Source organism: Ruegeria sp. D4 (assembly GCF_056534475.1).
Genome location: NZ_JBQFPJ010000012.1, coordinates 51,929 through 77,812, shown reverse-complemented (window position 1 = coordinate 77,812; position 25,884 = coordinate 51,929). Strand labels below are relative to the sequence as shown.

36 protein-coding genes, 1 tRNA gene and 1 pseudogene are annotated in these 25,884 nt (G+C 58.7%); 26 read left to right on the top strand and 12 right to left on the bottom strand.

Going from position 1 to position 25,884, the window contains the following annotated elements:
* The first annotated feature begins 63 nt into the window (after nt 1-63).
* From ACR0MI_RS16015 to ACR0MI_RS16005, 3 genes are all read left to right on the top strand, one after another.
* Nucleotides 64-402, top strand: a complete 339-nt coding sequence (locus tag ACR0MI_RS16015) for a hypothetical protein (RefSeq protein WP_170609625.1) — start codon at nt 64-66, stop codon at nt 400-402.
* Nucleotides 395-1,621, top strand: coding sequence for an HlyD family secretion protein (locus tag ACR0MI_RS16010; RefSeq protein ID WP_170609627.1), 1,227 nt, complete (start codon nt 395-397; stop codon nt 1,619-1,621). Before ACR0MI_RS16015 ends, ACR0MI_RS16010 begins: the two co-directional genes overlap by 8 nt.
* 486 nt (nt 1,622-2,107) lie before the next feature.
* Nucleotides 2,108-2,728: a thermonuclease family protein gene (locus ACR0MI_RS16005; protein WP_170609629.1), complete on the top strand. Its 621-nt coding sequence runs from the start codon at nt 2,108-2,110 to the stop codon at nt 2,726-2,728.
* A 142-nt stretch (nt 2,729-2,870) separates the two neighbouring features.
* Here ACR0MI_RS16005 and ACR0MI_RS16000 read toward each other — a convergent pair.
* Both ACR0MI_RS16000 and ACR0MI_RS15995 read right to left on the bottom strand, forming a co-directional pair.
* Nucleotides 2,871-2,946, bottom strand: a tRNA-Ala gene (locus ACR0MI_RS16000).
* A 146-nt stretch (nt 2,947-3,092) separates the two neighbouring features.
* Nucleotides 3,093-3,410, bottom strand: a complete 318-nt coding sequence (locus ACR0MI_RS15995) for a TIGR02300 family protein (protein WP_170609631.1) — start codon at nt 3,408-3,410, stop codon at nt 3,093-3,095.
* A gap of 100 nt (nt 3,411-3,510) precedes the next feature.
* Between ACR0MI_RS15995 and ACR0MI_RS15990 the strand changes: the two genes are divergently transcribed.
* From ACR0MI_RS15990 to ACR0MI_RS15980, 3 genes are all read left to right on the top strand, one after another.
* A complete protein-coding gene (locus ACR0MI_RS15990; RefSeq protein WP_170609633.1) occupies nt 3,511-4,206 on the top strand; it encodes a YgjP family zinc-dependent metalloprotease in 696 nt (231 codons plus the stop codon).
* 30 nt (nt 4,207-4,236) lie between these two features.
* On the top strand, nt 4,237-4,884 hold the full coding sequence (locus tag ACR0MI_RS15985; RefSeq protein WP_170609635.1) for a GntR family transcriptional regulator: 648 nt from the start codon (nt 4,237-4,239) through the stop codon (nt 4,882-4,884).
* Between the two features lie 124 nt (nt 4,885-5,008).
* Entirely contained in the window at nt 5,009-6,139 is a 1,131-nt protein-coding gene (locus ACR0MI_RS15980; protein ID WP_170816733.1) for a lytic murein transglycosylase, read from the top strand.
* Nucleotides 6,140-6,143: 4 nt separating this feature from the next.
* Here the strand turns inward: ACR0MI_RS15980 and ACR0MI_RS15975 are convergent, their stop codons facing one another.
* On the bottom strand, nt 6,144-7,106 hold the full coding sequence (locus ACR0MI_RS15975) for an acetyl-CoA carboxylase carboxyltransferase subunit alpha (protein ID WP_170609638.1): 963 nt from the start codon (nt 7,104-7,106) through the stop codon (nt 6,144-6,146).
* A gap of 605 nt (nt 7,107-7,711) precedes the next feature.
* Between ACR0MI_RS15975 and ACR0MI_RS15970 the strand changes: the two genes are divergently transcribed.
* A complete protein-coding gene (locus ACR0MI_RS15970; RefSeq protein ID WP_170619479.1) occupies nt 7,712-8,545 on the top strand; it encodes an AraC family transcriptional regulator in 834 nt (277 codons plus the stop codon).
* A 1-nt stretch (nt 8,546) separates the two neighbouring features.
* Here ACR0MI_RS15970 and ACR0MI_RS15965 read toward each other — a convergent pair whose 3' ends face one another.
* Nucleotides 8,547-9,143: a LysE family translocator gene (locus ACR0MI_RS15965; protein ID WP_170609642.1), complete on the bottom strand. Its 597-nt coding sequence runs from the start codon at nt 9,141-9,143 to the stop codon at nt 8,547-8,549.
* Nucleotides 9,144-9,216: 73 nt separating this feature from the next.
* Between ACR0MI_RS15965 and ACR0MI_RS15960 the strand changes: the two genes are divergently transcribed.
* The 7 genes from ACR0MI_RS15960 to ACR0MI_RS15930 all read left to right on the top strand — a co-directional run bounded on the left by ACR0MI_RS15960 (nt 9,217) and on the right by ACR0MI_RS15930 (nt 13,526).
* Complete coding sequence (locus ACR0MI_RS15960) at nt 9,217-9,669, top strand: Lrp/AsnC family transcriptional regulator (protein WP_170609644.1); 453 nt, start codon at nt 9,217-9,219, stop codon at nt 9,667-9,669.
* Between the two features lie 116 nt (nt 9,670-9,785).
* Nucleotides 9,786-10,364: a PA14 domain-containing protein gene (locus tag ACR0MI_RS15955; RefSeq protein ID WP_170609646.1), complete on the top strand. Its 579-nt coding sequence runs from the start codon at nt 9,786-9,788 to the stop codon at nt 10,362-10,364.
* A gap of 198 nt (nt 10,365-10,562) precedes the next feature.
* Nucleotides 10,563-10,997, top strand: coding sequence for a hypothetical protein (locus ACR0MI_RS15950; RefSeq protein ID WP_170609648.1), 435 nt, complete (start codon nt 10,563-10,565; stop codon nt 10,995-10,997).
* Complete coding sequence (locus ACR0MI_RS15945) at nt 10,994-11,659, top strand: MotA/TolQ/ExbB proton channel family protein (RefSeq protein ID WP_170609650.1); 666 nt, start codon at nt 10,994-10,996, stop codon at nt 11,657-11,659. Before ACR0MI_RS15950 ends, ACR0MI_RS15945 begins: the two co-directional genes overlap by 4 nt.
* 31 nt (nt 11,660-11,690) lie before the next feature.
* On the top strand, nt 11,691-12,017 hold the full coding sequence (locus ACR0MI_RS15940; RefSeq protein WP_170610876.1) for a biopolymer transporter ExbD: 327 nt from the start codon (nt 11,691-11,693) through the stop codon (nt 12,015-12,017).
* A 4-nt stretch (nt 12,018-12,021) separates the two neighbouring features.
* Nucleotides 12,022-12,399, top strand: coding sequence for an ExbD/TolR family protein (locus tag ACR0MI_RS15935; RefSeq protein WP_170816734.1), 378 nt, complete (start codon nt 12,022-12,024; stop codon nt 12,397-12,399).
* Nucleotides 12,396-13,526: a TonB family protein gene (locus ACR0MI_RS15930; protein WP_170609654.1), complete on the top strand. Its 1,131-nt coding sequence runs from the start codon at nt 12,396-12,398 to the stop codon at nt 13,524-13,526. The genes ACR0MI_RS15935 and ACR0MI_RS15930 overlap by 4 nt, the downstream gene beginning before the upstream one ends.
* A gap of 19 nt (nt 13,527-13,545) precedes the next feature.
* Here the strand turns inward: ACR0MI_RS15930 and ACR0MI_RS15925 are convergent, their stop codons facing one another.
* Together ACR0MI_RS15925 and ACR0MI_RS15920 are read right to left on the bottom strand one after the other, a co-directional pair.
* Nucleotides 13,546-14,190, bottom strand: coding sequence for an NUDIX hydrolase (locus ACR0MI_RS15925; protein ID WP_480490312.1), 645 nt, complete (start codon nt 14,188-14,190; stop codon nt 13,546-13,548).
* A gap of 5 nt (nt 14,191-14,195) precedes the next feature.
* Nucleotides 14,196-14,771, bottom strand: coding sequence for a GcrA family cell cycle regulator (locus ACR0MI_RS15920; protein ID WP_170610884.1), 576 nt, complete (start codon nt 14,769-14,771; stop codon nt 14,196-14,198).
* Between the two features lie 126 nt (nt 14,772-14,897).
* Between ACR0MI_RS15920 and ACR0MI_RS15915 the strand changes: the two genes are divergently transcribed.
* Nucleotides 14,898-15,701 (top strand): ABC transporter permease, encoded by an 804-nt coding sequence (locus ACR0MI_RS15915; RefSeq protein WP_480441854.1) that lies wholly within the window; start codon nt 14,898-14,900, stop codon nt 15,699-15,701.
* Here the strand turns inward: ACR0MI_RS15915 and ACR0MI_RS15910 are convergent.
* Both ACR0MI_RS15910 and ACR0MI_RS15905 read right to left on the bottom strand, forming a co-directional pair.
* On the bottom strand, nt 15,698-16,933 hold the full coding sequence (locus tag ACR0MI_RS15910) for an MFS transporter (protein ID WP_170619478.1): 1,236 nt from the start codon (nt 16,931-16,933) through the stop codon (nt 15,698-15,700). The genes ACR0MI_RS15915 and ACR0MI_RS15910 overlap by 4 nt on opposite strands.
* Nucleotides 16,934-17,055: 122 nt before the next feature.
* Nucleotides 17,056-17,934 (bottom strand): annotated as a pseudogene (locus ACR0MI_RS15905) (DMT family transporter).
* 293 nt (nt 17,935-18,227) lie between these two features.
* Between ACR0MI_RS15905 and ACR0MI_RS15900 the strand changes: the two are divergent.
* The 4 genes from ACR0MI_RS15900 to ACR0MI_RS15885 all read left to right on the top strand — a co-directional run bounded on the left by ACR0MI_RS15900 (nt 18,228) and on the right by ACR0MI_RS15885 (nt 21,215).
* Nucleotides 18,228-19,415 carry an aspartate aminotransferase family protein gene (locus ACR0MI_RS15900; protein ID WP_170609662.1) on the top strand — a complete coding sequence of 396 codons (1,188 nt, stop codon included), beginning with the start codon at nt 18,228-18,230 and terminating at the stop codon, nt 19,413-19,415.
* 74 nt (nt 19,416-19,489) lie between these two features.
* The gene (gene argF / locus ACR0MI_RS15895) at nt 19,490-20,416 is read left to right on the top strand and encodes an ornithine carbamoyltransferase (RefSeq protein WP_170609664.1); all 927 of its coding nucleotides are present in this window, start codon (nt 19,490-19,492) and stop codon (nt 20,414-20,416) included.
* A gap of 96 nt (nt 20,417-20,512) precedes the next feature.
* A complete protein-coding gene (gene mce / locus ACR0MI_RS15890; protein WP_170609666.1) occupies nt 20,513-20,917 on the top strand; it encodes a methylmalonyl-CoA epimerase in 405 nt (134 codons plus the stop codon).
* A gap of 22 nt (nt 20,918-20,939) precedes the next feature.
* Nucleotides 20,940-21,215, top strand: coding sequence for a DUF1467 family protein (locus tag ACR0MI_RS15885; protein WP_170609668.1), 276 nt, complete (start codon nt 20,940-20,942; stop codon nt 21,213-21,215).
* A gap of 3 nt (nt 21,216-21,218) precedes the next feature.
* Here the strand turns inward: ACR0MI_RS15885 and ACR0MI_RS15880 are convergent, their stop codons facing one another.
* Nucleotides 21,219-21,917 carry an EI24 domain-containing protein gene (locus ACR0MI_RS15880; protein ID WP_170609670.1) on the bottom strand — a complete coding sequence of 233 codons (699 nt, stop codon included), beginning with the start codon at nt 21,915-21,917 and terminating at the stop codon, nt 21,219-21,221.
* On the bottom strand, nt 21,914-22,492 hold the full coding sequence (locus tag ACR0MI_RS15875) for a nitroreductase family protein (protein WP_170609672.1): 579 nt from the start codon (nt 22,490-22,492) through the stop codon (nt 21,914-21,916). The genes ACR0MI_RS15880 and ACR0MI_RS15875 overlap by 4 nt, the downstream gene beginning before the upstream one ends.
* A 134-nt stretch (nt 22,493-22,626) precedes the next feature.
* On the opposite strand from ACR0MI_RS15875, the gene ACR0MI_RS15870 reads away from it, so the two are divergent.
* Complete coding sequence (locus ACR0MI_RS15870; RefSeq protein WP_170609673.1) at nt 22,627-22,902, top strand: DUF167 domain-containing protein; 276 nt, start codon at nt 22,627-22,629, stop codon at nt 22,900-22,902.
* Here the strand turns inward: ACR0MI_RS15870 and ACR0MI_RS15865 are convergent.
* On the bottom strand, nt 22,890-23,138 hold the full coding sequence (locus ACR0MI_RS15865; RefSeq protein WP_170609675.1) for a hypothetical protein: 249 nt from the start codon (nt 23,136-23,138) through the stop codon (nt 22,890-22,892). The two genes, ACR0MI_RS15870 and ACR0MI_RS15865, sit on opposite strands and share 13 nt — an antisense overlap.
* A gap of 120 nt (nt 23,139-23,258) precedes the next feature.
* Here ACR0MI_RS15865 and ACR0MI_RS15860 point away from each other — a divergent pair, with 120 nt between their 5' ends.
* From ACR0MI_RS15860 to ACR0MI_RS15840, 5 genes are all read left to right on the top strand, one after another.
* Nucleotides 23,259-23,966 carry a M48 family metalloprotease gene (locus ACR0MI_RS15860; RefSeq protein WP_170805241.1) on the top strand — a complete coding sequence of 236 codons (708 nt, stop codon included), beginning with the start codon at nt 23,259-23,261 and terminating at the stop codon, nt 23,964-23,966.
* Nucleotides 23,963-24,331: a YigZ family protein gene (locus ACR0MI_RS15855; RefSeq protein ID WP_170609679.1), complete on the top strand. Its 369-nt coding sequence runs from the start codon at nt 23,963-23,965 to the stop codon at nt 24,329-24,331. Before ACR0MI_RS15860 ends, ACR0MI_RS15855 begins: the two co-directional genes overlap by 4 nt.
* Nucleotides 24,332-24,400: 69 nt before the next feature.
* Entirely contained in the window at nt 24,401-24,652 is a 252-nt protein-coding gene (locus ACR0MI_RS15850) for a DUF6455 family protein (protein ID WP_170609681.1), read from the top strand.
* 15 nt (nt 24,653-24,667) lie between these two features.
* Nucleotides 24,668-24,937, top strand: coding sequence for a DUF6455 family protein (locus ACR0MI_RS15845; RefSeq protein WP_170609683.1), 270 nt, complete (start codon nt 24,668-24,670; stop codon nt 24,935-24,937).
* Nucleotides 24,937-25,215 carry a DUF6455 family protein gene (locus ACR0MI_RS15840; RefSeq protein ID WP_170609685.1) on the top strand — a complete coding sequence of 93 codons (279 nt, stop codon included), beginning with the start codon at nt 24,937-24,939 and terminating at the stop codon, nt 25,213-25,215. The genes ACR0MI_RS15845 and ACR0MI_RS15840 overlap by 1 nt, the downstream gene beginning before the upstream one ends.
* On the opposite strand, the gene ACR0MI_RS15835 is transcribed toward ACR0MI_RS15840, so the two are convergent.
* Nucleotides 25,198-25,440 carry a CDGSH iron-sulfur domain-containing protein gene (locus ACR0MI_RS15835; RefSeq protein ID WP_170609687.1) on the bottom strand — a complete coding sequence of 81 codons (243 nt, stop codon included), beginning with the start codon at nt 25,438-25,440 and terminating at the stop codon, nt 25,198-25,200. The two genes, ACR0MI_RS15840 and ACR0MI_RS15835, sit on opposite strands and share 18 nt — an antisense overlap.
* A 228-nt stretch (nt 25,441-25,668) precedes the next feature.
* Here ACR0MI_RS15835 and ACR0MI_RS15830 point away from each other — a divergent pair, with 228 nt between their 5' ends.
* The gene (locus ACR0MI_RS15830) at nt 25,669-25,857 is read left to right on the top strand and encodes a hypothetical protein (protein ID WP_170609689.1); all 189 of its coding nucleotides are present in this window, start codon (nt 25,669-25,671) and stop codon (nt 25,855-25,857) included.
* Nucleotides 25,858-25,884 lie beyond the last annotated feature (27 nt).

The window sequence follows — 25,884 nt, the reverse complement described above, 5'->3', positions numbered from 1 at the left end:
ATTGGTTTTTTTGATTTCAATCGCTTATCCTTGCCGGGGATCATTTTGAAACAGGAGGTTCACGTGAACAGCTCTATCTCTGATGAGGCGATGGCGCGGCTCCCGTTTTGGGTGACACCTCCTGGGGAAACAGACGGCTTTTTGATCGTTGTTGGGTTTCTTCTTGTCGTTGTCCTGCTGGGTTTCGGCGCATTGTATTTTACCGTGCAGGCCATCCCCGACCGCATGGCGGCAGGCGCGCACAAGGTTCAAATGCAACTGGTTGGTGTGCTTGGGTTGATCTCGCTGTTCACACTGAACAATGCGTTCTGGATCGCCGCCATTCTGATTGCCGCTGTGCCACTGCACGAGATATTCCCGCTCAGGACCGAAGTGGACCTTTCGGAGAGCCACGATGCTTGAGTTGGTATTCTCTGCATTGATCACGATTGTCCCGGATTACCTGTACCGCCGCTACAAGCAGGGCAAGAGATGGGGCCATGAAATAACCCTGTTCAACGTCTGGTATGAATTGCGGTGGGGTTTGACCGCCTGCGCAATACTGGCCCTTACGCTGATCACAGTGATCTTCTATTTTCACCCCTCAACGCGGAACGTGTCCGCCGCATTTCGCACGGTTACTATACTGTCAGACCGCGGTGGCCGCGTCTCAGAGGTCTATGTCGCCAACAATGATGCGGTTAGTGCCGGTGACGCCATTTTCCGGTTGGACACGACCCGACAGGAAGCAGCAGCAGATACCGCTCAACGCCGCATAGCAGAGATCGAGGCCGCTTTGGGCCTGACCGCAACAGAAATCACGGCAGCCGCTGCTGGTGTTGAGGCGGCAGAATCAGATCTTACGCAGGCCACAAGCGATCTGGATCGACGCCTAGAGCTTGCCGAGCGAAACGATACTGTTGTGAGCGAGCAGGAGCTGGAGCGGTTGCAGACGGCAGTGTCCGGGGCGGAGAGCCGTCGCGCAGCCGCACTCGCGGCACTCGATGGTGCCAAGCTTCGCCAAACCTCACTTCTTCCTGCGCAGCTTGAAAGCGCGCGCGCCGTGCTTCGGGAGGCCGAAAACGAGATATCGAAATCAACCGTATTCGCTGAGGTGGACGGGGTTGTGACCCAATTCCTCCTGAAGCCGGGCGACATCGTTAACCCAATTCTGCGTCCCGCTGGTATTCTGGTGCCAGACGTCTCAGGACAAGGGCGTTTCATAGCGGCTTTCGGTCAGATTTCAGCCAGCGTGCTCAAGCCCGGCATGCTGGTGGAAATCACCTGCGCATCCAAACCCTTGACTATAATCCCGATGGTCGTGGACGAGGTGCAAGACGCGATTGCTGCGGGGCAATTCCGACCAGGTGATGCGCTGCTGGATCAGCAGGATCGGGCGCGACCCGGCACTGTGACAGCCTTTCTTGCGCCAATCTTCCCGAAACATCTGGAAGATATCCCCCCGGGAAGTTCATGCGTCGGCGTTGCCTATACAAGCCGGGCGAAGGAAATTGATGCCGGTGAAATAACGGGTTTTTCGGCTTTTCTTGCACGGATTGTGGACGGGATGGGTATCGCAAACGCGATCGTTTTGCGCGCACAGACAATTTTGCTGCCCGTCAAGGCGTTGGTCTTCAATTGAGGCCCAACTCGTTGAGAGGGAGGGCTTTGCCGTAAACGGCAAGGTCAGCAACAATATCCTGTTTCTGTCAGGCTTTTTGGGGGCCTGATATATCTGTCATCTTAACTTTGGCTCCACACTCATAACGCGACCCTTTGCTACTAATAAATCCGCTGAATTCTTCACGCCGGAACGCACATCGAACCGCATCGAAGCGACTGCTTACGCGAAGTCGCCATTCTTTTTGGATTTCCTGCCATCTTGTTTTAGCGCCCTAGAAGACGTGGAAATCAGGAACTAACTGAAATCCGGCAAGTTATTTGGCCTTATGAAGAAGCGGAGATGAACCGTCGCAAAGCGCACCCAGTGACCTTTTTGGAGAGGCAATGATGTCACATCTCATTGGGTGAATATGATATGCTCTAGAAATTCAACCTTGGCGTGTTCTTGAGTTGATCCAGTTCTAGTGAAGCCATTGTTTCTGACAAACTATGGGAGACCTGTTTCGTGGAAATCTTGATAGTATTGGGCGTGGTTCTGGCAGGTGCGGTTTTTTTGGCGCTTCGCAGCAACAAACCTGACAACACGATTGCGCGACCCTGGCAGCCTCGAGTGGGCGAAAAGCCCAAGATAACCACCGGCCCGCAGCAAAGCTCTTCGCAGCTGCCGCGTTTCGACCCAAGCCATACGGTCCCGCGTCCAGAGGTATCGGTATTGACTGGTTCCGCGTATGTAGTTGATGGCGACACTCTGGTGATCAAAAAAACCCAGATCCGTTTGTTTGGTGTAGATGCACCAGAGATGAGCCACCCATATGGAAAGAAAGCGAAGTGGGCGCTGGTGTCCCTCTGCAAAGGACAAAAAATCAGGGCGGAAGTAACCGAGCAGGACACCCACGGGCGAACTGTCGCCAGATGCTTTTTGGAGGATGGTCGTGATTTATCGGCAGAAATGGTCAAACTTGGGCTTGCGATAGACTGGGGAAAGTACTCGGGCGGGAAATATCGATCTTTGGAAATGCCTGATGCTCGAAAAAAGCTCTGGCTCGCAAACGCGCGGCAAAATGGACATATGGGGCTATGGGAGCGATATGAAGCAAAGCAGGCTGCCCGGAAACTGAACAACTAGCTGTAATAGAATGCATCGCCCATGCGCCCCGAATTTGCACGGCCACCGGTACGCGCCGCAAATTGAGCGCCATCAGCGTCCTACTTCTGTGCGGGTCTGGGGGGGTGAGACGGGGGAAAACCGGAGTGTCTTCAAGAAGGTTTGGTGGAGCCTAGGGGAGTCGAACCCCTGACCTCTTGCATGCCATGCAAGCGCTCTCCCAACTGAGCTAAGGCCCCATGCAGGTACCGCCCGTGCGGTGGACGGACGTTTATGAGACGGTGCCGGATAGTGCAAGTCCAAAAAATCGGTTTTGCAAAATTTTTGCCGTCTTGCTGATCCGCAAAAATGAAACGAGGCGGCCGGGGGCCGCCTCGGGACGAATTCAGTTTTCGTCTTCCGATGACATGTCAGTGATGTCGTCCAGCGACACGTTGTCATTGTCATCGTCATCATCCAGCAGATCATCGTCCAGATCGACATCGACGTCATCGTCCAGAGCGATGTCATCGTCAGACTGCGATTCACGCGCCTTGGCGGATGCAGCATCCTCGGCGTCGGCGGCGATCATCCGGCTTTTGCCGGTTTCCATAACCACGATCTCGCCGGTGTAGGGGCTTACGATCGGGTCCTTGTTCAGGTCATAAAACCGCTTGCCAGTGGTCGGGCAAACGCGCTTTACGCCCCATTCTTCCTTGGGCATGTCAAATCCCCTTGATATCAGGTGAGTCGTATCAACGATTCAGGTCACGTGCCACATGCGGCGGGCACTGTCAAAGCCTTTGCGCAGGAGAAGTTGGGATATGGGGAAACATGCATTGCCCGGGACGCCTCCGGTGCCTTTGACATTGCGCAAGTCGGCGCGGGCACGGCGGATCAGTCTGCGGATTTCCCAACTGGACGGGCGGGTCACGCTGACCTTCCCGCAAGGCGTGCCCGAGGCCGAAGCGCTGAGTTTCGCCCGCACAAAAGAAAACTGGATCCGGCAGCATCTGCAGAACCAGCCCGGCCGGACGCCGGTGGAAATCGGCGGTTTCCTTCCAATCGAAGGGTCCGAGCGAAAAATCGTTGCCGCGACGGGGCGAAGGATCCAGATGCATGACGACCAGATCGCGGTTCCTTCGGGGGCCGAGGGGCGACGACTGGCGCGATTCCTCAAGGAACTCGCGCGCGACCGGTTGACAGAAGCTTGCGATGACTATGCCGCCATGTTGGGCCGTCCGTACAAAAGCCTGACCCTTCGGGATACGCGGTCGCGCTGGGGATCGTGCAGTTCCGCCGGTGCGCTGATGTTCTCGTGGCGCCTGATTCTGGCACCCTCAGAAATTTTGCATTATGTCGCGGCCCACGAGGTGGCTCATCTGGTTGAGATGAACCACTCTCCGGCCTTCTGGGCGCAGGTCGAGCGGATTTTCGGACCCTGCAAGGATCAGCGGCGGTGGTTGCGCGACAACGGTGCGCGGCTGCATCAATACCGATTTGAAGCCGGGACGAGTTGACCCGGCTGATATTTGTGATCACATGGGCGCATGTTGAGCACACGTTCCACCGAGTCCCAGACCGCAACGCACGACCGCGTCTACCGGACGCTCAGGTCGCGTATCATGCATGGGGATATTGCCCCGGGGCAGGCGTTGACCCTGCGCGGGATCGGCAAAGAGTTTGGCGTATCTATGACACCGGCCCGCGAGGCGGTGCGCCGTTTGGCGGCCGAAGGGGCCCTGACCCTGTCGTCGTCAGGTCGCGTGTCGACCCCGGAACTTGGCAATGACCGGATCGAGGAACTGGCGGCCTTGCGCGCCCTGCTTGAGGTTGAACTGGCAAGCCGGGCACTGCCGCGGGCGCACATGGCGCTGATTGACCGGCTGCAGAGCATCAACATGACGGTTGCGGAAATGGTAACCAAACGGGATGCGGTCGGGTATATCCGCGCCAATCTTGAGTTCCACCGCACTTTGTACCTTCGGGCGCAGGCGCCGGCGATGCTGGCAATTGCGGAAACCGTTTGGTTGCAACTGGGTCCGACGATGCGCGCGCTCTATGGGCGGCTCAGGCGCACAGAGCCGCCGCACTACCACAAGCTGATCATAGCTGCGCTCAAGGCTGGTGATGAGCCAGGATTACGGCTGGCGGTACGGTCCGATGTGACGCAGGGCTTGCGGTTGCTGGTCAGCTAGGCGGCTTATTGCCGACGATACCCCGGTTGCCCCATTCGCGACAGGCGCAGGCCAGCGACGTTCTGGCTCAAAAGCGCGGTCTGCGTTACTCTGGCCAAAACCACAACAAGAGCAGATTTCAGAAATGATCAATCGACGGACCTTTTCTATGGGGCTTGGGTCGGCGCTGCTGGCCGCCTGTTCCGATATCAGTTCACCTGCGCGCGCGCCGGCTACACGGATGCAGGCTGTGCCCAATGCAGGCTGGGAGGCCTGGGTTGCCGGGTTCAAGGGACGCGCGGCGTCTCAGGGTATTTCGCAGACCACAATCAATCGTGCGTTTCAGGGGGCTGGATATTTGCCCGGCGTGATCGAACGCGACCGCAACCAGGTCGAGTTCAAGCGCTCGCTCGAGGATTATCTGGCCATTGCGGCCTCGGACGAGCGGATCAGCACCGGCAAACAGATCCTGCAGCGCCATGGCGCAACCTTGTCGCAAATTGAAGCCCAATACGGCGTCGACCGTGAAATCGTGGTGGCGGTCTGGGGGCTGGAAAGTCGCTATGGCGCGCGTCGGGGCGATGTGCCGGTGATCTCGGCTCTGTCGACGCTGGCCTACGACGGACGGCGCGGGGAGTTCTTTGAAAAGCAGTTGATCGCAGCGATGAAGATCCTGCAGAACGGCGATACGACGCCCGACAAAATGACCGGCAGCTGGGCCGGGGCGATGGGGCATACCCAATTCATTCCGACGTCGTATCTGGCCTACGCGGTGGATTTCACCGGTGACGGGCGACGGGATATCTGGTCGGACGATCCGACCGACTCACTGGCCTCGACCGCAGCCTATCTGGCGCGCGCCGGTTGGGTGCGGGGCCAGAAGTGGGGTGGCGAGGTCGGAACGGTGTCAGGCACACCTGTCGCAGTGCTGCAGCCGCAGACGCCCGGACCGCGCATCGCGGTGTTCCGCAATTTTCAGGTGATCAAGCGCTACAACAACTCGGACAGCTACGCGATCGGTGTCGGGCATCTGGCCGACCGGATCGCCGGCGGCGCGCCGTTTCAGGCCTCATTCGGTCCGGACGAGAACGGCCTGACCCTCGAGGACCGCAAGGAGTTGCAGCGTCGTTTGACGTCGGCCGGGTATGATACGGAAGGGGCGGATGGTGTGATCGGCAAGAAGTCCGAAGCCGCCATCAGCGACTACCAGCGGGCCAGTGGTCTGGCGGTAACTGGGACACCTTCGGCAGACTTGCTGCGCAGGCTTGGGGGCTGACGGCTCAGGCCGCCAACCCTTTCGATCCGATGTCGAGGAATTTCTGGCGGCGGTCCTTAATCAGGGCCGCTGCGTCTTTGCCTTCCAATTCGGCCAGCATGGCCGTGATTGATGCACGCACTGCCTCAACTGTCGCCGGACGATCACGATGGGCACCGCCCTTGGGCTCGGCGATGATGTGGTCACAGACGCCCAACTTGTGCAGATCCTGCGCGGTCAGGCGCAGGGCCTCGGCCGCTTCGCGCATTTTCTCGGAGTCCTTCCACAGGATCGAGGCGCAGCCTTCGGGTGAGATCACCGAATAGACCGAATGCTCCAGCATCGCGACACGGTTTGCCGTAGCGAACGCAACCGCACCGCCCGAACCGCCTTCGCCGATGATGACCGAGACCAGTGGTACACCGATTTTCAGACACATCTCGGTCGACCGGGCGATTGCTTCGGACTGGCCGCGTTCTTCGGCGCCTTTGCCGGGATAGGCGCCTGCGGTGTCGATCAGCGTGATCACCGGCAGGCCAAAACGGCCAGCCATCTCCATCAGACGTACGGCCTTGCGGTAGCCTTCAGGGCGGGCCATGCCGAAATTGCGTTCAATCCGCGACTTGGTGTCCGAGCCTTTCTCGTGCCCGATCACCATCACCGGCTGGTCTTCGAACCGCGCCAGACCGCCAATCACGGCCAGGTCGTCGGCAAAGTTCCGGTCACCGGCCAGGGGCGTGAACTCGGTAAACAGCGCGTCGACATAATCGTTGCAATGGGGGCGTTCCGGGTGGCGCGCCACCTGACATTTCCGCCACGGGGTCAGATCGCCGTACAGTTCATCCAGAAGTTTGGCCGCCTTGGCGTCCAGCGCAGCAGCTTCTTCGGCCACGTCCATCTCTTCGTTGGCACGGGCCAGCGCGCGCAGTTCCTCGGCCTTGCCTTCGATCTCGGCCAGGGGTTTTTCGAAATCCAGATACTGGGTCATGACGCCTCTCAACGCGGAAGTTCCCCGCTATATGAACTTGCCGCCAGAGGAATGCAACACAAGGCAAGCGGGGTCCTGAACCTGATCCGTAACGGGTATGGCTGTTTCTCAGGCGCAAGGCCATTGGCGCCCGCCTTCAGCATTTAGACACCTTTCTCGCTTTCATCCCGTGTTTTTGGCTCGACAGATCTGACTATCGCTCGTGGCATCGACGGATCCCAGATGTTGATGAACCGCATCCGTAATGTCGCCGAACGGATCGCTGATCAGTTTCCGACCAAGGCTTGGCTGATCTTCAATTAGGGTTTCAGACCTGGGATCGTTCTGAGCCAAATGCCCGGCGATCATGCCCTGCGTCGGCAGAAGAGTGTTTTTGGCTTCTCTGCAAGTAGTCAAAAAATGCGGAAGCAGCCAAACCGCGGCCAAACTAGTGAGTGAGACATGTCATGCAACTCCATTGTTTTGGGCCATCGTTCGGGCTCAGGATTGGTCCAAGCGAAGATCGTAGCGTTTCAGTGGGTGGGGTGTTGGTTGGTGAGAATTCAGCAAGATTTGTGGTCGCGGAATATGCGATCCCGGTGCGGCAGGAAGAAGGAAGGGAACCGATGACAGCCAGTTACGAAGATCGTATCCTGCGTGTTTTGGCCTACATTCATGACCACCCGGCAGGCGATCTGTCACTGGACACGCTGGCCGACGTCGCCGCCATGTCGCGGTTTCACTGGCATCGTGTGTTTCGCGCCATCACGGGCGAGACCTGTGCGCAGGCCGTGCGCCGGATCAGGTTGCATCGGGCGGCGTGCTGGCTGGTGCAATCCGACAAGCCGGTTGCGCAGGTGGCCACTGATATCGGCTATCACAACCTGAAATCCTTTGCGCGGGCCTTTTCCGAGGCCTATGGCAGCAGCCCCGCCGGTTTTCGCAAGGCCGGGCAATGCCTGCCAGCCAACCCACATTTCAGAACCGGAGAATATCCAATGCACCCTGTTACGAAACGAACCGAACCCGCCCGCCGTGTCGTCGCGCTGCCTCACAAAGGCGCGTATGCCGAGATCGGCAAAAGCTTTGAAGCCTTTGGTGCCTTGTGCGAATCCCGCCAACTGTGGCCGCAGATGGGTCCTGTTATCGGGGTCTACCTCGACAGTCCCGATGACGTGCCCGAAGATCAACTGCGCAGCTATGCCGGTGCCGAACATCGGGGTGGTGCGACCCCCGATGGTATGGAAGCGCTGGAAATCCCCGGCGGCAATACCGCTGTGCTGACCTACAAGGGCCCGTATTCAGGTATTCACGCTGCCTATCACAGCCTGTTCGGCAACTGGCTGCCTGAATCCGGCGAGGAACCGGCGGATCGGCCTTGCTATGAAATTTACCTCAACGATCCGCGCGATACCGCGCCAGAAGACCTGCTGACTGAAATCTGTCTGCCACTGAAATAGCTCAACTCGGCCACAGCACCGGATAAAGCGAGGCCACCAGCAGCACCGCCATGGTCCAGTTGAAGGCCAGCAATCGGCGCGGGTTTGTTAAAACGCGCGCCATCTGTTGCCCAAGTACGGTCCAGACGCTGACCGAGGGAAGGTTGACCGCTCCGAAAACCAGCGCAACCACCATGATCGCACCCAGCGTCTGATCCGGCGTATAAGCGGCAGTTGCTGTCAGGGCCATGGCCCACGCCTTGGGGTTGACCCATTGAAACGAGGCGGCCTGAAGAAACGTCATTGGTGTACCCTTCGCGGCCTGACCCTGCGTCGGCGCGGCATTGGCAATCTTCCACGCCAGATACAGCAGATAAATCACAGAGGCTATTTTGAGTATCGTATAGCTGACCGGATAACGGTCGAAGGCCTGAACCAGCCCGGTTCCCACCAGCAGAACCATGAAGGTAAAGCCCAGCCCGACCCCCAACATGTGCGGGACGGTGCGCCGGAACCCGAAATTGGCACCCGACGCCATCAACATCAGGTTGTTCGGCCCCGGCGTGATCGAGGAAACGAATGCAAAAGCGATCAGGGCGAGTAGAAGTTCATAGGTCATGAAGCGAATAATTGCGGCAAAACCGGCAAATGAAATTGCGTTTTGATGCGTGTTTCCCTTAGTTTTGCAACCAATGACCAAGATTGACGAAATAAACCGCCAAATATTGCGAGAACTGTCCCGGGACGGTCGTATCAGCAACCTGGACCTTGCTGACCGTGTTGGTCTGTCGCCATCTGCTTGTCTGCGCCGCGTGCAGGAGCTGGAACGTGCTGGCGTCATCACCGGTTATCGCGCGGTTCTAAACCCCGCAGCCCTGGGAGTGGGGTTTGTGGCCTATATCGGCGTAGGGTTGGGCGAGCACACCAAAGCCGCGCAGGAAGGGTTCGAGCGCGCATTGCAGCGTGCGCCGGAAGTGGTTGAATGCCACAATATTACCGGAACAATCGAGTATCTGCTGCGGGTGGAGTGTGCCGACCTGCCGTCCTACAAGACTTTTCATACCGAGGTGCTGGGAACCCTGCCGCATGTGACCTCAATTACGTCCTATGTTGTAATGGATTCACCAAAGGACGTAAGGGCCTGACGTTGAGATTGTGAACTTCAACCGACTTGCGAGGTGAATTTTCACGTCCTAGTGTCTTCTCAAGAACCAGGTCGAAAGGGGAGCAACCCCAAAGGACCACACTCAGGGAGAAGACCATGAAACTCTTTCGGATCGGTGCGCTGGCCGCAGTCGCGGCGGTAATCGGCAGCACGGCCATGTCCGCGCCATTGAAACTGCAACCCGCAAACCCGCAGCCCAACGCGAAGGCGGGACTGAATGTGAAATACGCATGGGAGGGGAATCCACCGCGCAAGATTCAGAACCTCGCCAAAGTTGATTTCCTGTTGAAAAAGGCCAAGGCGGGTCCGCCTTTGAGGGGACTGGATTACCGTGACACATCGGATGGTGATCCTGTCATGACTTTCAACGAAGCCTATAATGTGGCGGCGGAGGTTACCGGGTTTATCCGTTTTGACTCCCCCGGTATCTATGAGCTGGAAACCTGGTCCAACGATGGAATTGACGCTTATGTCGGCGGTCAACAGATCGGGTATGTCAACGGACGCCAGGGCTGCGAAGCCAACCAGCGCACCGAGGTCGAAGTGCCAAAGGCCGGGTGGTACCCGCTGAATATTAAGTATTTCCAGAAATACGGAACATCCTGCCTGATGATGAAATGGGGCAAAGCGGGTGAAAAAATGAAATGGACCCCGAACAGCGCATTCGGGCGCTGACGCCAAGCGGGGCAACAGTCGGTTGGCCCAACAGGTCTGTTTGATCGGGCATGTCGGGCTTTTCCCAAAAAATGCACGAATTTTCACAAGGCCGCCTGCAAGTCTTTTTCATCGCACCTATCTTGGGTATGAAAACCACACCCCGGGTGCGATCCCCGGGGTCAACAAAGTAACTGCTGAACCTTCGGGAGCCCGCACATGTTAATTCGACGTCTCGCGCTAGCCGGGCTCTTTCTGGGAATGTTGCCCGCCATGGCGCTGGCGCAATCTGATGAAAACTCTGCGGCGGAACTGTTTGTCGAACTCAACACACTTCAGGATATTGATGACGCCTGCCAGATGACTTTCGTGGTGAGAAATGACACGGGGCAAGGTGTTGACGCTGTTTCGTTTGAAGCCGTGATTTTCGACACCTCCGGAGGCGTGGATCGCCTGACGCTTCTGCTTCTGAGGGACCTTCCCGAGGGCCGTATGCGCGTGCGCCAGTTCAACCTTTCCGGATTGTCCTGCGAGAAGATCGGTCAGGTTCTTTTTAATGGTACGAATTCCTGTCAGGTCAACGGGGCAGAAAGCGACATATGCCGGGAAACGCTGACGCTTGGCAGCCGTGTCGACGTGGAGCTACTGGGATGAGCCCGCTGGTTGCGCTGCGCGAGATCGTGGCCCTGGGTGGGCCGGTGGTTGCGATCCTGATCGTGATGTCGGTGCTGACGCTCGCCGTCACGCTGTACAAGCTCTGGCAGTTTGCCGCGTGCGGCGTGGGTCGGCATCGGGTGCTGTCTCAGGCGCTGGCGGCCTGGGATGCGGGTGATCGGCAGCTTGCGCGTGACCGTCTGACACAAAGCCACAGCTACCTTGCTCCGCTCGTGAATGCGGCGATGGACGCACCGGATGCACCGGGCCTGTCCGAGCGGCTGGATGCCGAGGCCGGGCTGGCGCTGGCGGGGTTAGAGCGGGGTTTTCGCCTGCTTGATACCGTTGCGCAACTCGCGCCGCTGCTGGGGCTGTTCGGAACTGTTCTGGGTATGATCGAAGCGTTCCAGAGCCTGCAATCCGCCGGGGCTTCGGTCGATCCCTCGCTTTTGGCTGGCGGTATCTGGGTTGCGCTGATCACCACGGCAGTCGGGCTGGCGGTTGCTATGCCAACCTCGATGGTGTTGTCGTGGTTCGAAAGCCGGACGGCACGCGAGCGTGTGTTCGCTGACAAGGCACTGCGGACCGTGCTGGTTCCGGGGCAGGGCATTCAGGCCGCGACGGGCAGAGCGCATACCCCGGTCGCGCCCGAACATGCGTAATACCGCACCCTTCGTTCGCCGCCCATTGTCGATGACGCCACTCATTGACGTCATTTTCCTGCTTTTGTTGTTCTTCATGCTGTCCTCGACCTTTTCCCGCTTTGGCGAGATCGAACTAAGCAGCGCAACCAGCGGTGGGGCGGCCTCGGATGCGCCGTCGGAACGCGCTTTCGTGCAATTGGGGGCGACCCGGCTGGTACTGAACGGCGCGCCGGTCACGCCCGAGGAACTGGCGGTCCGGGTCGAAGCGGGTCAGGTTCTGATCAGCATGGACAACGACGCCACAGCACAGCATCTGGTTGATATTCTGGCTCTGCTGCGCGGCCGTGAAGACCTCAGCGTTCTGGTGCTGGAGTAAGGCCATGATCCGCCGTACCCGCCCCAGCCGTAAACGTGATTCCACCATCGCGCTGATCAATGTCATCTTCCTGATGCTGATTTTCTTTCTGATCACGGGCACGCTGGCACCACCAATGGACGGGGACCTTGAACTGGTGAACACGTCCGATCTGACCGGGCGCGAACCACCCGACGCGCTGGTGCTGCACAGCGATGGAACACTTAGTTTTCGCGGTGCTCCATCCAGCGCCGAGGCCTATATGCAAACACATGATGCAGGTCCGGTACGGATCGTTCCGGACCGCAACGCGCAGGGTCAGCGCCTGATCGAAATCACCACTTCCTTGCGCCGTCTGGGGGCAACATCGGTCTTTGTCGTGACCGAACAGGCGCTCGAATGATCCGCGGGTCTGCCCTGATTGCCGCCGTGGCGATCGCGATTTCGGTGATGGTTCACTTGATGGGGCTTACCCTGACGACACCGGCGCTGCCCGGATCTGAGACACCGGATACCCGGCCTGACAGGGTGGCAATGGGCAATGCCTTCGAGGACCTGGTCGAGCCCGTGGCGGAACCCGTCGAACCCGAGCCTGCTGAAACGCCCGAGCCGCCAGAGGAAACGCCGCCCGAACCCGAACGGACGGAACCGGTTCCGATCACCGAGGCGCTGGTCGCCTCAAACGACCCAAAACCGGTGCCGTCCCCTGATACCGGCGAAGCCGAAATCGTTCAGCCAGAGATTGCAGAGCCGGTCCAGCCTTCAGTTACAGCCGAAGAAGCCGATGGTGACGACAAACCCAGTGCCGATGAAGCCAACTCCGACCCCATTGAGGCGGAAACCGCGGCCAAAGCGCCTCAGGGCGATCCTGATGCAATCGAGGCAGCGGCAGAACCCGAACAGCTTGCCGCTCTGCCTGTCGTACCCGAAGCAGCCGCCACCCCGCCGGTCACGGCCATCGTTCCACCCGTGCAGGAAGCGGTGGAACCGGAGATCGCCGCTCTGTCACCGATACCGGAAGCGGCGGAAACAGTGGAAGAATCTGAAGATTCAGAGCTCGCCGTGACCACCTCAATCAGGCCACGCCTTCCGGACCGGCGACCAACAACGGCACGGCAAGGTGTATTGAAGGGATCGAGGGATTTCAGCGACTTGCGCTTTCCTGATCAGGTAGTCGATTCGCCTTTGACCGTATATCGCCGCGAAGGCATCGATAGGTTCAGGCAGGGCAGCGGGGGATCGCGCTCGGGCGGGCGCGGGCCTGGGAACTCCGATGTAACCAACTATGCCGGGCAGGTTCTGGTACATCTGAATCGTGCACCGGTTGTGTTTGTTTCGGCCCGAGGTTTTGCGCAGGTGTTTTTCCAGATCGATCCCGACGGTTCACTGGCCTGGGTCGAAATCGTGGACAGTTCCGGCTCGCTCGAAGTTGAACGGGCGGCCCGCGAACAGGTCAGGCGCGCAGCGCCGTTCCCACGCCCGCCCAGCGGAACCAGCCGCAAGCTGTCATTCTTCTACCAGAACAACTGATTACGGCGGGAAGTTGATGTCAATCGAACAGGGTGACAGTCGACCCGTTCGTGAGTGCCGTAAATGCGGCTTCGATATCTGACCGCAGATTCCGAACCAAAGACAGCTCCGGAAGATCCTGGGGCGCAAAAAACGCGACCTCACTTGTTTCCATGCCGGGTTCTGGTGCTGTGACGCTGCTTTCCTCGCACAGAAAGAACAGTTTGTAGAAATCCCGTATGTCCGCCGGATACGGGTGGCGTGCCTTGTGTCGCAGCGCGTAAAGCTGACGTGCGCGGACCCGCAGTCCGGCCTCTTCCCAGACTTCGCGTTCAATGTTTTCCGCCGGGGAACTGCCGATATCGGCAAAACCGCCCGGCATCGCCCATCGTCCGTCGCTGCGTTCACGGACCAGAAGGATTCGGCCGTCGCGAATAATTGCGCCGCGAATATCAATGCTGGGCGTTGCGTAACCGCCGGTATGGTCGGATATCAGCCCTTCGATCCGTGACAGCGGGACGTGGCCAAGATCAGCCAGCATGGCGCGCGCCAAAGCGGCGATCTCGTCATAGCGTTCGCGGTCAAAACCGTCCGTGGTAAAGTGCTGCCCGGTCTCGGACAGCGCCAGCAGACGTTTCGCCCGCGCAAGCCAGGTATCCTCCAGCGCGGTCGGATCCTGGCGCATCCCGGTCAGCGACGGCGGTCGCGGCGGGCGCTCATGGGTTGAAAGGCCACGCCCACATGCGCCTCGCAATAGGGTTTGCCCTGTTCAACCGGCAGACCGCAGAACCAGAAATCTTCGGTTGCGGGGTCGCCGACCGGCCATTTGCAGGTTTTCTCGGTCAGTTCCATCAAAGTCAGCTTTTTGGCCTTCTTTTCGACCTCGTTGACCTTGGCCAGCGCTTCGGGGCTGATCTCGTTGGCCGACGGTTGCGGCGGCAAGGGCTGACCGGCCGGGATGATCTGACGACGGGCCGGAATGGCGGGCTTGGCTTCGGCTGCCGGGGCAGGGGCCGGGCGTGCCGGTTCAGTCTTAGGTGCAGGTTTTTGCTTGGCTTCCGCCTTTGGTTCGGGGGCTGGTTTTTCCTTGGGTTCAGCCTTGGCCGGTGCCGCGCCCGTGGTCCGGTTCGACAGGCCCAGACGGTGCACCTTGCCGATCACGGCGTTGCGGGTCACACCACCCAGTTCCTTGGCGATCTGGCTGGCCGACTGGCCCTCGCCCCACATCTTCTTCAGTAGTTCTACACGCTCGTCAGTCCAGGACATCATTTGCCTTTCAAAAGCGGAAAGCGGCCCCGGATTCGGGCCGCCTTGGGAATTCGTATCAGCCCCCTATTTTAATCACTGCAGCCCGAGTTACAAGCTGTCTTCGAATCAGGTTGAGGTCAGATGATGCAAATTCCCGCAGATCAGAATACGCGCCATTTCGGAGTAGTGAACTGGATGGGCCTTTACACGCTGGCGCAGCGCGAGACCCTGCGCTTTCTGGCGGTGTGGACGCAGACTTTGCTGGCCCCGCTGGTGACCGCGGGGTTGTTCCTGCTGATCTTCAATATCGCTATCGGCCCCGGCAGGCCGGACGTGATGGGTGTGCCGTTCCTGATCTTCCTGGCCCCGGGCATCATGATGATGACAGTCATTCAGAACGCCTTTGCCAACACATCATCATCGATGGTGATCGCCAAGGTGCAGGGAAACATTGTCGACACTCTGATGCCTCCGCTTTCGCCGCTGGAGATTTTGCTGGGCTATCTGGCCGGCGGCATCGCACGTGGCGTATTGATAGCCTGCGTTGTCGCCATCGCGCTGGCAGTGGTTCTGGGGCTGGTGCCGCAACATCCGCTGACAGCGCTGATTTTTGTGCTGCTTGGCGGCGCTTTCATGGGGGCACTCGGGCTGCTTGCCGGAATTTTCGCCAACAAATTCGACCAGATGGCGGCGATCACCAATTTCATTGTCACACCGTTGGCCTTTTTGTCGGGCACCTTCTACTCGGTCGAAGCCTTGCCACCGGTGCTAAACCGCCTGAGCCATCTGAATCCCGTCTTTTATCTGATTGACGGGTTGCGTTACGGGATGATCGGCGTGTCCGACAGTTCGCCGTGGCTGGGCATGGCCGTCTGCGCAGGCGCAACGGGCCTGATAGGCGCGCTGACGTGGCAGATGCTGCGCACAGGGTATCGGCTAAAGGCCTAGGCGGCTTCGGCCAGCGCACCCGGCTGCAACGGGACCCGGGGTCGTCCCAGCCTGGGGTGCAACCGTGCAGCTACCGCCCATGCCCCAAACAGGGCAACGCCGCCGGCCGCAAACACGCCTGCAACCGGCGTAGCCAGAAGGACCAGTGAGGCCACGCCCGGCGTCAGAATGCCCGATACGTCCCGATAGCTGGAATAGATAGCTGACATCTCGGTCCGCTCCGACGGTTTCACGGCCATCAGAAATGGCAACCCGGCGCAGATATCCAGCACGATCAGCCAGACCGACCCCAAAACCAGCGCCGCAACCGACGCGGTGGGCCATCCCGCCACCGCCCCGGCGACGACGAAACAGACCCCACAGGCGGCAAAACCCGTCCGAACCGCAGCCCGCAAAGACCGCGCCTGGACCCAGCGCAGAATCAATGGGGCGACAAACAGCATTGCATTGGTTCCCGACAGCAGAATGCCGCCAAGCTGCTCACCCAGCCCGTTCTGAATGGCAAAGATTGGCAGGTAGACCACATAGATCCACCAGCCGCACGAGCGGATCATCGCAAACAGATATCCGGCCACCAGCCGGGGCTGGGAGAAGAAACGAGGCAGAAACGCCAGTGGATTCGTTGCCGGTCCGCGTGCTTTGGTGATCAGTTTGCCATTGCCCAGGCGCATGCTCCAGAACAGGATCAGCATGCCAAAAGAGGCGACCGCGCTGATCACGAAAGGCGCTGGTGCCCATAGTTCCATCAGCAATACGCCGGCCATCGGTCCGCCAGTCCAGCCCAGCGCGCTGTAAAACATGCGGCTGGTTTCGCAGCGTCCAAGTTCGATTTTGCTGATGTAATCCAGCACGTAAGCGTTGAAGCAGACAAATGTCACAACTGTCGCCACCGTGTTTATGGCCAAGGCAGTCACCACGGCGGTCGGGCTGCCCTCGATGGCCAGCACAGCGCTGACCATGAACATCACGCAGCCGATGGTGTACGCCCAGCGCCGCGGAATGAAGCGAATGATGAATGGCACCATCAGACCGGCCGTCAGTGACACGATCCCCACCAGAAAATACACAAAGGAAACCGAAGACGCGTCGCCCAGCGCGCGATACATCACCAGCGGAAAGACCGAAATCAAAATGCCCCGAACAATCGCCTCAAAACCCGCAAGCAGTCCAAACTCGCGAACCGACGGGGCAGGAGCATGGCGGACCCATTCCGGGATTCGGCGTTCGTGCATCGCGTAATCTCTCTAAACAACAAACAACTTCGACCAGAATGCGGGTCTCGGATCAGGTGTCGTGAAGATTTGCGACACCGAGGTCGCCCTCGGGCCAAAGCGTTGGAAGTTTCCGGATATTTTTATTGCCGCGCGCGGGCCTCGCGCCAGACCAGAATCAGGGCGCCGGTCAGGATGATGGCCGAGCCTGCCAAGCTGACCGCATCCGGAATTACGCCAAAAACAGCAAAATCGTACAGGGCGGCAAAGATCAGGGTCGCGTAGCTGATCGGCGCCACGAATGAGGCGTCAGCCCTGGCCATACCGTTGACAAAACAGGCTTGCGCACAGGCCATCAGCCCACTGATCCCCGCCAGAGCGACTCATTGTGCTGCGGTGGGCGGCTGCCAAACCGCAATTACCGCGACCGTTGCGATGCCCAGCCCCATAGAGTTGTTCACCAGCAGAATCTGGATCGGAATTTCACGACCCGAGAGTTTCTTGATAAATATCAGCTCCATCCCGATCACCGCAGCCGCCGTCAGCGCCAAAAGCGCTGCGGACTGAAAACTGGCCGGCGTGGGGCGCAACAGGATCAGCGCGCCTGTCAGGGCCACCGCTGCCACCAGCCAGCGCCAGGGACCGACCCCCTCTTTCAGAAGTGGGATAGCAAGCATCATCGCAAAGACGGGGTTCAGGAAGGAAATCGCAGTCGCATCCGCTATTGGAATATACGCGACCGAGGCAAACATCAGCGTGACCCCCAACCAGCCAAAGCTGGTCCGCCCGACATGCAGCCCCCAATGAGGTCGCCGCAGGTTCGGACGCAGCGCGAAGACCGCGCTGATGATCACGACAAAGGCAAACAGAAACCGCCCATGGCTGATCTGTATCGGATGCAGCGCCGGACCAAGCGTATCGGTGCCCAGCGCCTTGGCCAGCAGTGTTGTGCCCGCGATCAGCGCGCTTGCAACAAAGATGAGAATAGCCGCAAGGGCAGGGTTCTGGCGCGCCGGGGTCATGGTTCAGCGGTGCGCGACGCAGGGCGAAATGACAAGTGCCAAATGCTTGTGTCAGAGTGAAATTATGCGATCCACTCAATTTCGGGGTTTTCAGAAACCGAAGGTCCCGCTATACGGCCCGCATGATCAAACACGCACATATCCTGCGCCTCCGACGCCGACGCCTGACCGCGTAACCGGCCCAGTTGATCCTTTGTGCTGTTCAAATCAGCGCAATCTCCACCAAATCAGTTGACGAAACCGGGCTTCGTGCATCACTCACGGGGCTTAACCAATCTGAAAAGGATGATCCGATGATCCCGTCCGTTCTGCCGACCTACAATCGCGCACCGCTTTCATTCGTGAAAGGCGAAGGTGCCTGGCTGACCGAGGCGGACGGCCGACGTTTTCTGGACCTCGGCGCCGGGATCGCGGTGAACGCGCTGGGTCACGCGCATCCGGCACTGGTTGCGGCTCTGACGGATCAGGCGCACGCGTTGTGGCATGTTTCGAACCTGTACCAGATCCCTCAACAGCAGGCGCTGGCCGACAAACTGGTCGAACACACATTCGCGGATACCGTATTCTTCACCAATTCCGGTACCGAAGCCTGTGAACTGGCCGTCAAGATGGCTCGGAAGCACTTCTATGACAAAGATCAGCCGGAGCGGATCGAGATCATTACCTTCGAGGGATCTTTTCACGGGCGTTCCTCGGCAGGTATCGCCGCCGCCGGGTCCGAGAAGATGATCAAGGGCTTCGGTCCGCTGCTACCCGGTTTTGTTCATGTAGCCTTCGGCGATCTTGACGGTGTCACAAACGCCATCACTGAACATACAGCCGCGATCATGATCGAACCCGTTCAGGGCGAAGGGGGCATTCGCCCGGTTCCGGATGCGGAACTCAAGGCGCTGCGCCAGATCTGCAACGATAACGGAATCCTGCTGATCCTGGACGAAGTGCAATGCGGTGTCGGCCGTACCGGAAAGCTCTTTGCTCATGAATGGGCGGGTATTACACCTGATATCATGTTGGTTGCCAAGGGTATAGGAGGGGGCTTCCCGCTGGGTGCCGTGCTGGCAACCGAGGATGCGGCGAACGGCATGACAGCGGGCACACATGGGTCCACCTATGGCGGCAACCCGCTGGGTTGCGCGGTAGGCTGTGCAGTGATCGATCAGGTCGCCGCACCGGCCTTCCTCGAAGGCGTGAACCGCAAGGCCGGCCTGCTGCGCCAGAAACTCGAAAGCCTGATCGCCAATCATCCTGACGTGTTCGAAGAAGTGCGCGGCGCCGGTCTGATGCTGGGCCTCAAATGCAAGCCGACAAACATAGACGTGGTGAATGCCGGCTATGACAACGGGGTCATCACCGTCCCTGCCGCGGATAACGTCATTCGGCTCCTGCCACCGCTCACGCTGACCGAGGACGATATCGCGCAGGCCATGATCCGCCTGGAAAAAGCCGCCCGACAGGTCGAAGCCAGTCTCGCAACCGCCTGATCTTCATCTTTTCCCAAATACTCCGGGGGTCCGGGGGCTGGCCCCCGGCGTCCGACAGCCAAAAGCGAAATGAAATGAACCATTTTCTCGACATCCACAAAACCGATGCAGCAGCCCTGCGCAGCATGATCGACCAAGCCGACGCCATGAAAAAGGCGCGCCTCGGCCGCCCCAAGGCGGCTCATGACGATGAACAGCCTCTCAAGGATCGCATGGTCGCGCTGATCTTCGAAAAACCTTCGACCCGGACCCGCGTGTCGTTTGATGTGGGCGTGCGCCAGATGGGCGGGCAGACCATGGTGCTGTCCGGCAAGGACATGCAGCTGGGCCATGGCGAGACCATCGCCGACACCGCGCGTGTTCTGTCGCGCTATGTCGACATGATCATGATCCGGACCTTTGATGAAACGATCCTGACCGAGATGGCCGAATATTCCGACGTGCCGGTGATCAACGGCCTGACCGATCGTACCCACCCCTGCCAGATCATGGCCGATGTGCTGACCTTCGAAGAACACCGCGGCCCCATCGCCGGCAAAAAGGTTGTCTGGACCGGTGACGGCAACAACGTCTGCGCCTCGTTCCTGCATGCGGCGGGTCAGTTCGGGTTTGATCTGACGTTTACGGGACCCGCTCAATTCGATCCGGAAGAAGAGTTCATGGGCTTTGCCCGCCAAAAGGGCTCGAAGATCGTGGTCGAACGTGATCCCTACAAAGCGGTTGAAGGTGCCGATCTGGTGGTCGCCGACACCTGGGTCTCGATGCACGATTCCCAGTCTGCCAAGGAACGCCGTCACAACCTGCTGCGCCCCTATCAGGTCAATGCCGAACTGATGGCCCACGCCAAACCCGACGCGCTGTTCATGCACTGCCTGCCGGCGCACCGGGAAGAGGAAGCCACGTCCGAGGTTATGGATGGCCCGAACTCGGTCATTTTTGATGAGGCCGAAAACCGTCTTCACGCGCAAAAGGCGGTCATGCGCTGGTGTCTGGGTGTTTGACGCCGGAGGGCAATACCGGGGCAGGGCCGTCGCGCCTTGCCCTTTTGATCGTCTGCGCCCATAAACGCTGCAACGCAGAAACGACAGGAGAGCACAATGATCGGACGTTTGAACCACGTCGCCATCGCCGTTCCGGACCTCGAAGCCGCATCCGCGCAATACAGCAACGCGCTGGGCGCAAAGGTTGGCGCGCCTCAGGATGAGCCGGACCACGGTGTAACCGTCGTTTTCATCGAGTTGCCGAACACCAAGATCGAACTGCTCTATCCGCTGGGCGACAACAGCCCGATCAACGGGTTTCTGGAAAAGAACCCTGCGGGCGGCATTCACCATGTGTGTTACGAGGTCGAAGATATCATTGCCGCTCGTGACCACCTGAAGGAAACCGGTGCCCGTGTTCTGGGGTCGGGAGAGCCCAAGATCGGTGCCCACGGCAAACCTGTTCTGTTCCTGCACCCCAAGGATTTCAACGGATGTCTGGTCGAACTCGAGCAGGTCTGACCACAGCCTCAAAGGATCTGATATGACGATCACGGCAGCGATTGTTTTGTTTGCGGTCATCTGGTTCATGACCTTGCTGGTGGTGTTGCCCATCCGGATCAAAACGCAGGGCGATCTGGGCGAGATCGTTCCGGGCACCCATGCGGGTGCTCCGGAAGTGCATCACATGAAGAAAAAGATGTGGATCACCACCGGGATTTCGGCCGTCCTGTGGGCCATCATCGCCGGTATCATCGTGTCCGGCGTGATCTCGGTGCAGGATTTCGACTGGCTGAACCAGCTTGACCGCCAGGGATAGCCCTTACAAGTCCGTGGCTGACAGTTGATGGTAGATATGCGTGAACGTGGCTGCTCCGATAATGGGGATCAGCAGGTTTACAAGCGGCACTGACAGCGGAATTGCCATCAACGTGCCGGCTATCCAGATGGTTGCGGAATGCTTGGCGCGCAGCTTGCGCGCGCCGTCGCGGCCCAGCCTGCGCATCGCTGCCAGAGTGAAGTATTCACGCCCCAACAGGAATCCGTTCAGCGCCCAGAAGATAAACGGGGCAAGCGGCGTGAAGATCACGTATAGAACCAGCGCCAGCAGGTTGGCCGCGATCAGAACGCCCAAAAAGTTCACTGTATCCTTCAACGCCTCGGCTACCGGAATTCCTGCAACCGGTGGCAGATTGGGATAGTGCCTGTCCTCGACGGCCTGCGCGACCTCATCCAGAAACATCGACGTGATGGCCGAGGCGACGGGCACCATCAGAAACACGGACAGTACCATCATCAACAGCAGCGAGGAGACACTGAGCAGATCGTTCAGCCACGTGACCTCACCCAGCAAGGGTAAAGTGGCCTGGTCGCCGACAAGCGCATTGATAAGCCACAGGAAACCGGCATAAGCCACGACCAGCAATGCGAAAGTCAAGCCGACGCCCAGCAGCAGGACCTTGCGGAATCTCGGATCTCCGATCTGGCCGAGCGCCAGAAAGAACGACTGAAAAATAATCATTCAACAACCCATTGCGTCAGTGCCATCACATCCGGGCGCGGGCGCTCCGGTGGTTCCGCTCCTTCTGTCGCGATGTGAATCAGGCCCGCTACACGCTCGTGATCGGCCAGGCCCAGAGCGTCCTTGCAGAACTTGCGGTCATGGACTTGCCAGCCTGACAGCCAGTTCGCGCCCCAGCCGGCGGCCAGCGCCGCGTTCAAAAGCGCCAGACAGACCGCTCCGGCGGAGTAGGTCTGCTCGATGGCGGGAATTTTTTCCGATGGTTTCTGAACCTCGATCACAGCGACGGCCAGATGACCCATGTCGAACTGGCTGCGGGCCTTGGAAATATCTTCAGGCGATTTCCCCAGTCGAGCGCCGCAGTCCCCGGTCAGCTCCGAAAGACGGGCCATCGCCCCTTTTTCCAACACAAGAAAACGCCAGGGCTCGAGCTTGCCATGATCCGGACTGCGAGCCGCGGCCGTAAGCAGAGGCATCAGCTCTTCCCGCGTCGGGGCCGGTGCAATCAGCGTTTTGGCCGGACGTGAGCGGCGGATTTGCAGAAACTCCAGAGCAGCCTGATTCTTGAGAGGCATATGTTAAATTCCTTTACATAGGCAGTTTGTATCTTGGGTGGCACTGCCTCTGATTCAAGGGCAAGCTGTTTTGGTGTCAGATCAATTTCACTCTGTCCCCGTTCATGCAAGGGTGTTGCGAACAGGGAAGCAGGATGGCCAAAGCAAAACTACGAAATTTACCGGATCTGAGCGCACTTGCCGTGCCGGGCAAACAGATTTCGGTCAGGGTTACTCCAAAAGCAGCGCGTGACAGCATTGCAGTGGACGGCACCACTCTGCGTGTCCGTGTCACCGCCGCACCTGAAGACGGAAGGGCAAACAAGGCGGTTCGTAATCTTTTGGCACGCTCCATGGGGATTTCGGCGTCTGCCTTGATCCTGAAGCACGGTCAGACCGCTCGTGACAAAACCTTTGTCTATGATCCCTGAGGTGGCGTTTCGCGTATCTGATAGACCCCCTCAGGCAGGTCTAGCGCCGCCGCCAAGTCGCGCACCTGTTCGGGTGACAGGGTAATTTTCTGAACCTGGTCAGTGCGCGGATCCAATTGTTCAAGCGTCACACATTCTGCGAAACTGTTGATGACGACATCTTCGTTCAAAGGCTTTTCGCCTTCGTCCACCAGGGTAATGACCGTCGAGTCGAATTCATGCTCAATCGAAAACATAAAGGCAAAGTGCAGGGCCGACGCAGGTAATGCAACCCATTGACTGCCAATCAGACGTGGCCGTTCCCGGCATGGCACGCTATGGTTGCGATACGGTATGACCGGTCCAAAGGATTACTGATGCGCCGCCTGATATTTTTGCTGGTTTCTGTTCTGCTGGCGGCCTGCGAAGGCGGTACTTTGCGCGTTTTGCCTGCCGAGGATTGGGACAGCGAAAGCCCGGGTTCTCAGGTCTCGTCCGCAGAGTTCCGCGAAATCAGCCGAGCAGTCGGCAAAGCGGCGCGCACTGAATGCTTGCGACAGTCGGGCAACCGGAACTGCGACTTTACGATCATGGTTGATCTGAACCCACGGGCCCCAGAAAACGCGTTTCAGACATTGGATGATGACGGGCAACCGGTGATCATTTTCACACAGACCATGATCAATTCAGCAAAGAACGCCGACGAACTGGCGTTTGTCATGGGGCACGAGGCCGCGCATCACGTTTTGGGTCACCTTGCCAGGCAGTCGAACAATTCGCAGGAGAGCGCGGTGATTTTCGGTGACCTCGCGCGCCTCGACGGAGGAGATGACGCTGATGTTGAAGCTTGGCAGAAACTGGGGGCACAGGTCGGTGTGCAGGCCTATGTTAAGGATTTCGAGCTTGAGGCCGATCAACTGGGCACCGTCATTACCTATAGGGCGGGATACAACCCCTTGGTGGGGGCAGTGTATTTCAATCGCATTCCTGATCCGGGTGACAAGTTTCTTGGCACCCATCCACCTAACGCGCAGCGTGTGCAGATAGTTCAGGAAACCGCCCGGCAACTGGGGCTGACCCCATGACATCGCTTGTCCGGATGGGCGTTATCCTGACAGATCGCGGTTCGAAATATGCGGTATCCGGTGCGCCAGTTAAGACCCGGGATGAAATCGATGCGGTTTTGAGTGAGCTGAAATCTGACAAGAGCTATGCAAAAGCCACGCACAATACCTGGGCTGCGGTACTGCCGACCGGTGCGCTCAAAGCGGATGACGGCGAAAGCGGGGCCGGAATGGTGATACTGCGAATGATGGAGCGGGCAGGTCTGGACAGCCATCTGATCGTAGTAACGCGCTGGTACGGCGGGAAAAAACTGGGGGGCGACCGCTTCCGGCGCGTGCAGGATGCGACGCGCGCCTATCTGGATCATCAGGCGCCAGCACCTTGACCTGGGTCAAAGGCTGACGCGAACGGGTGCGATATCCTTTCTTGTAACGCGAACGGGAAAGGATGCGTAATGCTCAGCCGTAACACATTGCGACGCCATGCCGGTCTTCTGGACCAGATGGCCACAACTGTCGGAGTTGATCTGGAAGAAGCCGCCATCGCTGGCCAGGTTTCGATCGACGCGATTTCCGATGCCGTTCTGCGCTGCACCGATTGCCCCAATCCCGGCCATTGCGAGAACTTCCTGACCAAAGCGGTAGCCACAAGCCAGACGCCGGAATACTGCCGAAATCAGGAATTGCTGAACAAACTGAAACCCTGAGCGGCCGGATGTACCATGTCACCACTGGGACACATCATGACCCATCTTCGACTGGTCCTGCGCATGGGACAGGCGACCGGCGTAGACATCGCCGCAGCGCATAAGGGCGGGCACCTGACCCAGCGGGACTGGAGCAACATGGTGCAGCGATGCCGGGGCTGTAGCTGGGCCAGTGCCTGTCCTGAATGGCTGGACCGTTGCGAAGACGCGTCCAACGCCCCTGAAATCTGTATGAACAAGGCTCAGTTTGCGGTGCTGAAAGCCCGGCAAAAAGGATGCAAGTGATGGCTTCGGACAGACTTGGAGATATCGACAAGCACTTCTGGCTTACCCGATCGACCGCACGGATCATCGGGGTTTCGTTCTCGGATGCGATGGCCGAAGGGAAACTGTCGCCCCACGGATTTGCCGAAATCGTTACTCGGTGCCGGGCAGCGGATTGCAGCAGCAAATGTGAGTTATGGCTGGCAACGCAGCAGTCCACACCGGAAAAGGCGCCTGATTTCTGCGCAAACGCCTCTGCTCTTGAGGCGCTTAGAAAGTCTTCACAGACGCGAATGTGAGCCGTCGCACAATGGCGGTTTCGATGTCTGCTTGCAGCCGCAGAAGAAAACCTTCTTTGTTGCTTCGGCAGTGTATTTCACCGGCTCCAGCCCGGTTCCTTTGTGAGATCCGTCGCATAAAGGTTGTTTCTTGGACGTACCGCAGGCGCACCAGAAATAGCTTTTACCTTCGGTCACTTCGACCGGATAAGGGCCTTTCTGGGCAATGATCGGGCTGTCGGACATTTGGCTGCTCCGTTGTTGGCTGATGTCATTTCAATAGTTTAGAACATAGGCCTGAAAAGGGTAGCGGTTGTGGAATTTTCAGCGCTCGTGGTCGTCTTTACCAGCGTAACTCTGCCCGAAATAACGAATTTGTGATCTGTTTAGTTGCCAGAACGCCCGCCAACTCTTATTCTGAGATTGGCCCGAAAAACCGGGCAATATCAGAAAAGTAATAGAGGATTGACGGACATGAAACTGAAACTCGCAGCCGTAGGTGCGTTTGCCCTTATTCTGACCGCCTGCTCTCAGCAGGAAGAGCCGGCCCCGGTCTATATCCAGCCTGACTATGACAAATACGGTTCTCCGAGCTGTCCGGCAGGTTATGAACTGGCCACAACCGAAGCGGGTCAGACTGTCTGTAATCCAGTTTCCCAATAAGCCTTTCGCAGGCGGTCCTTTTCAGGG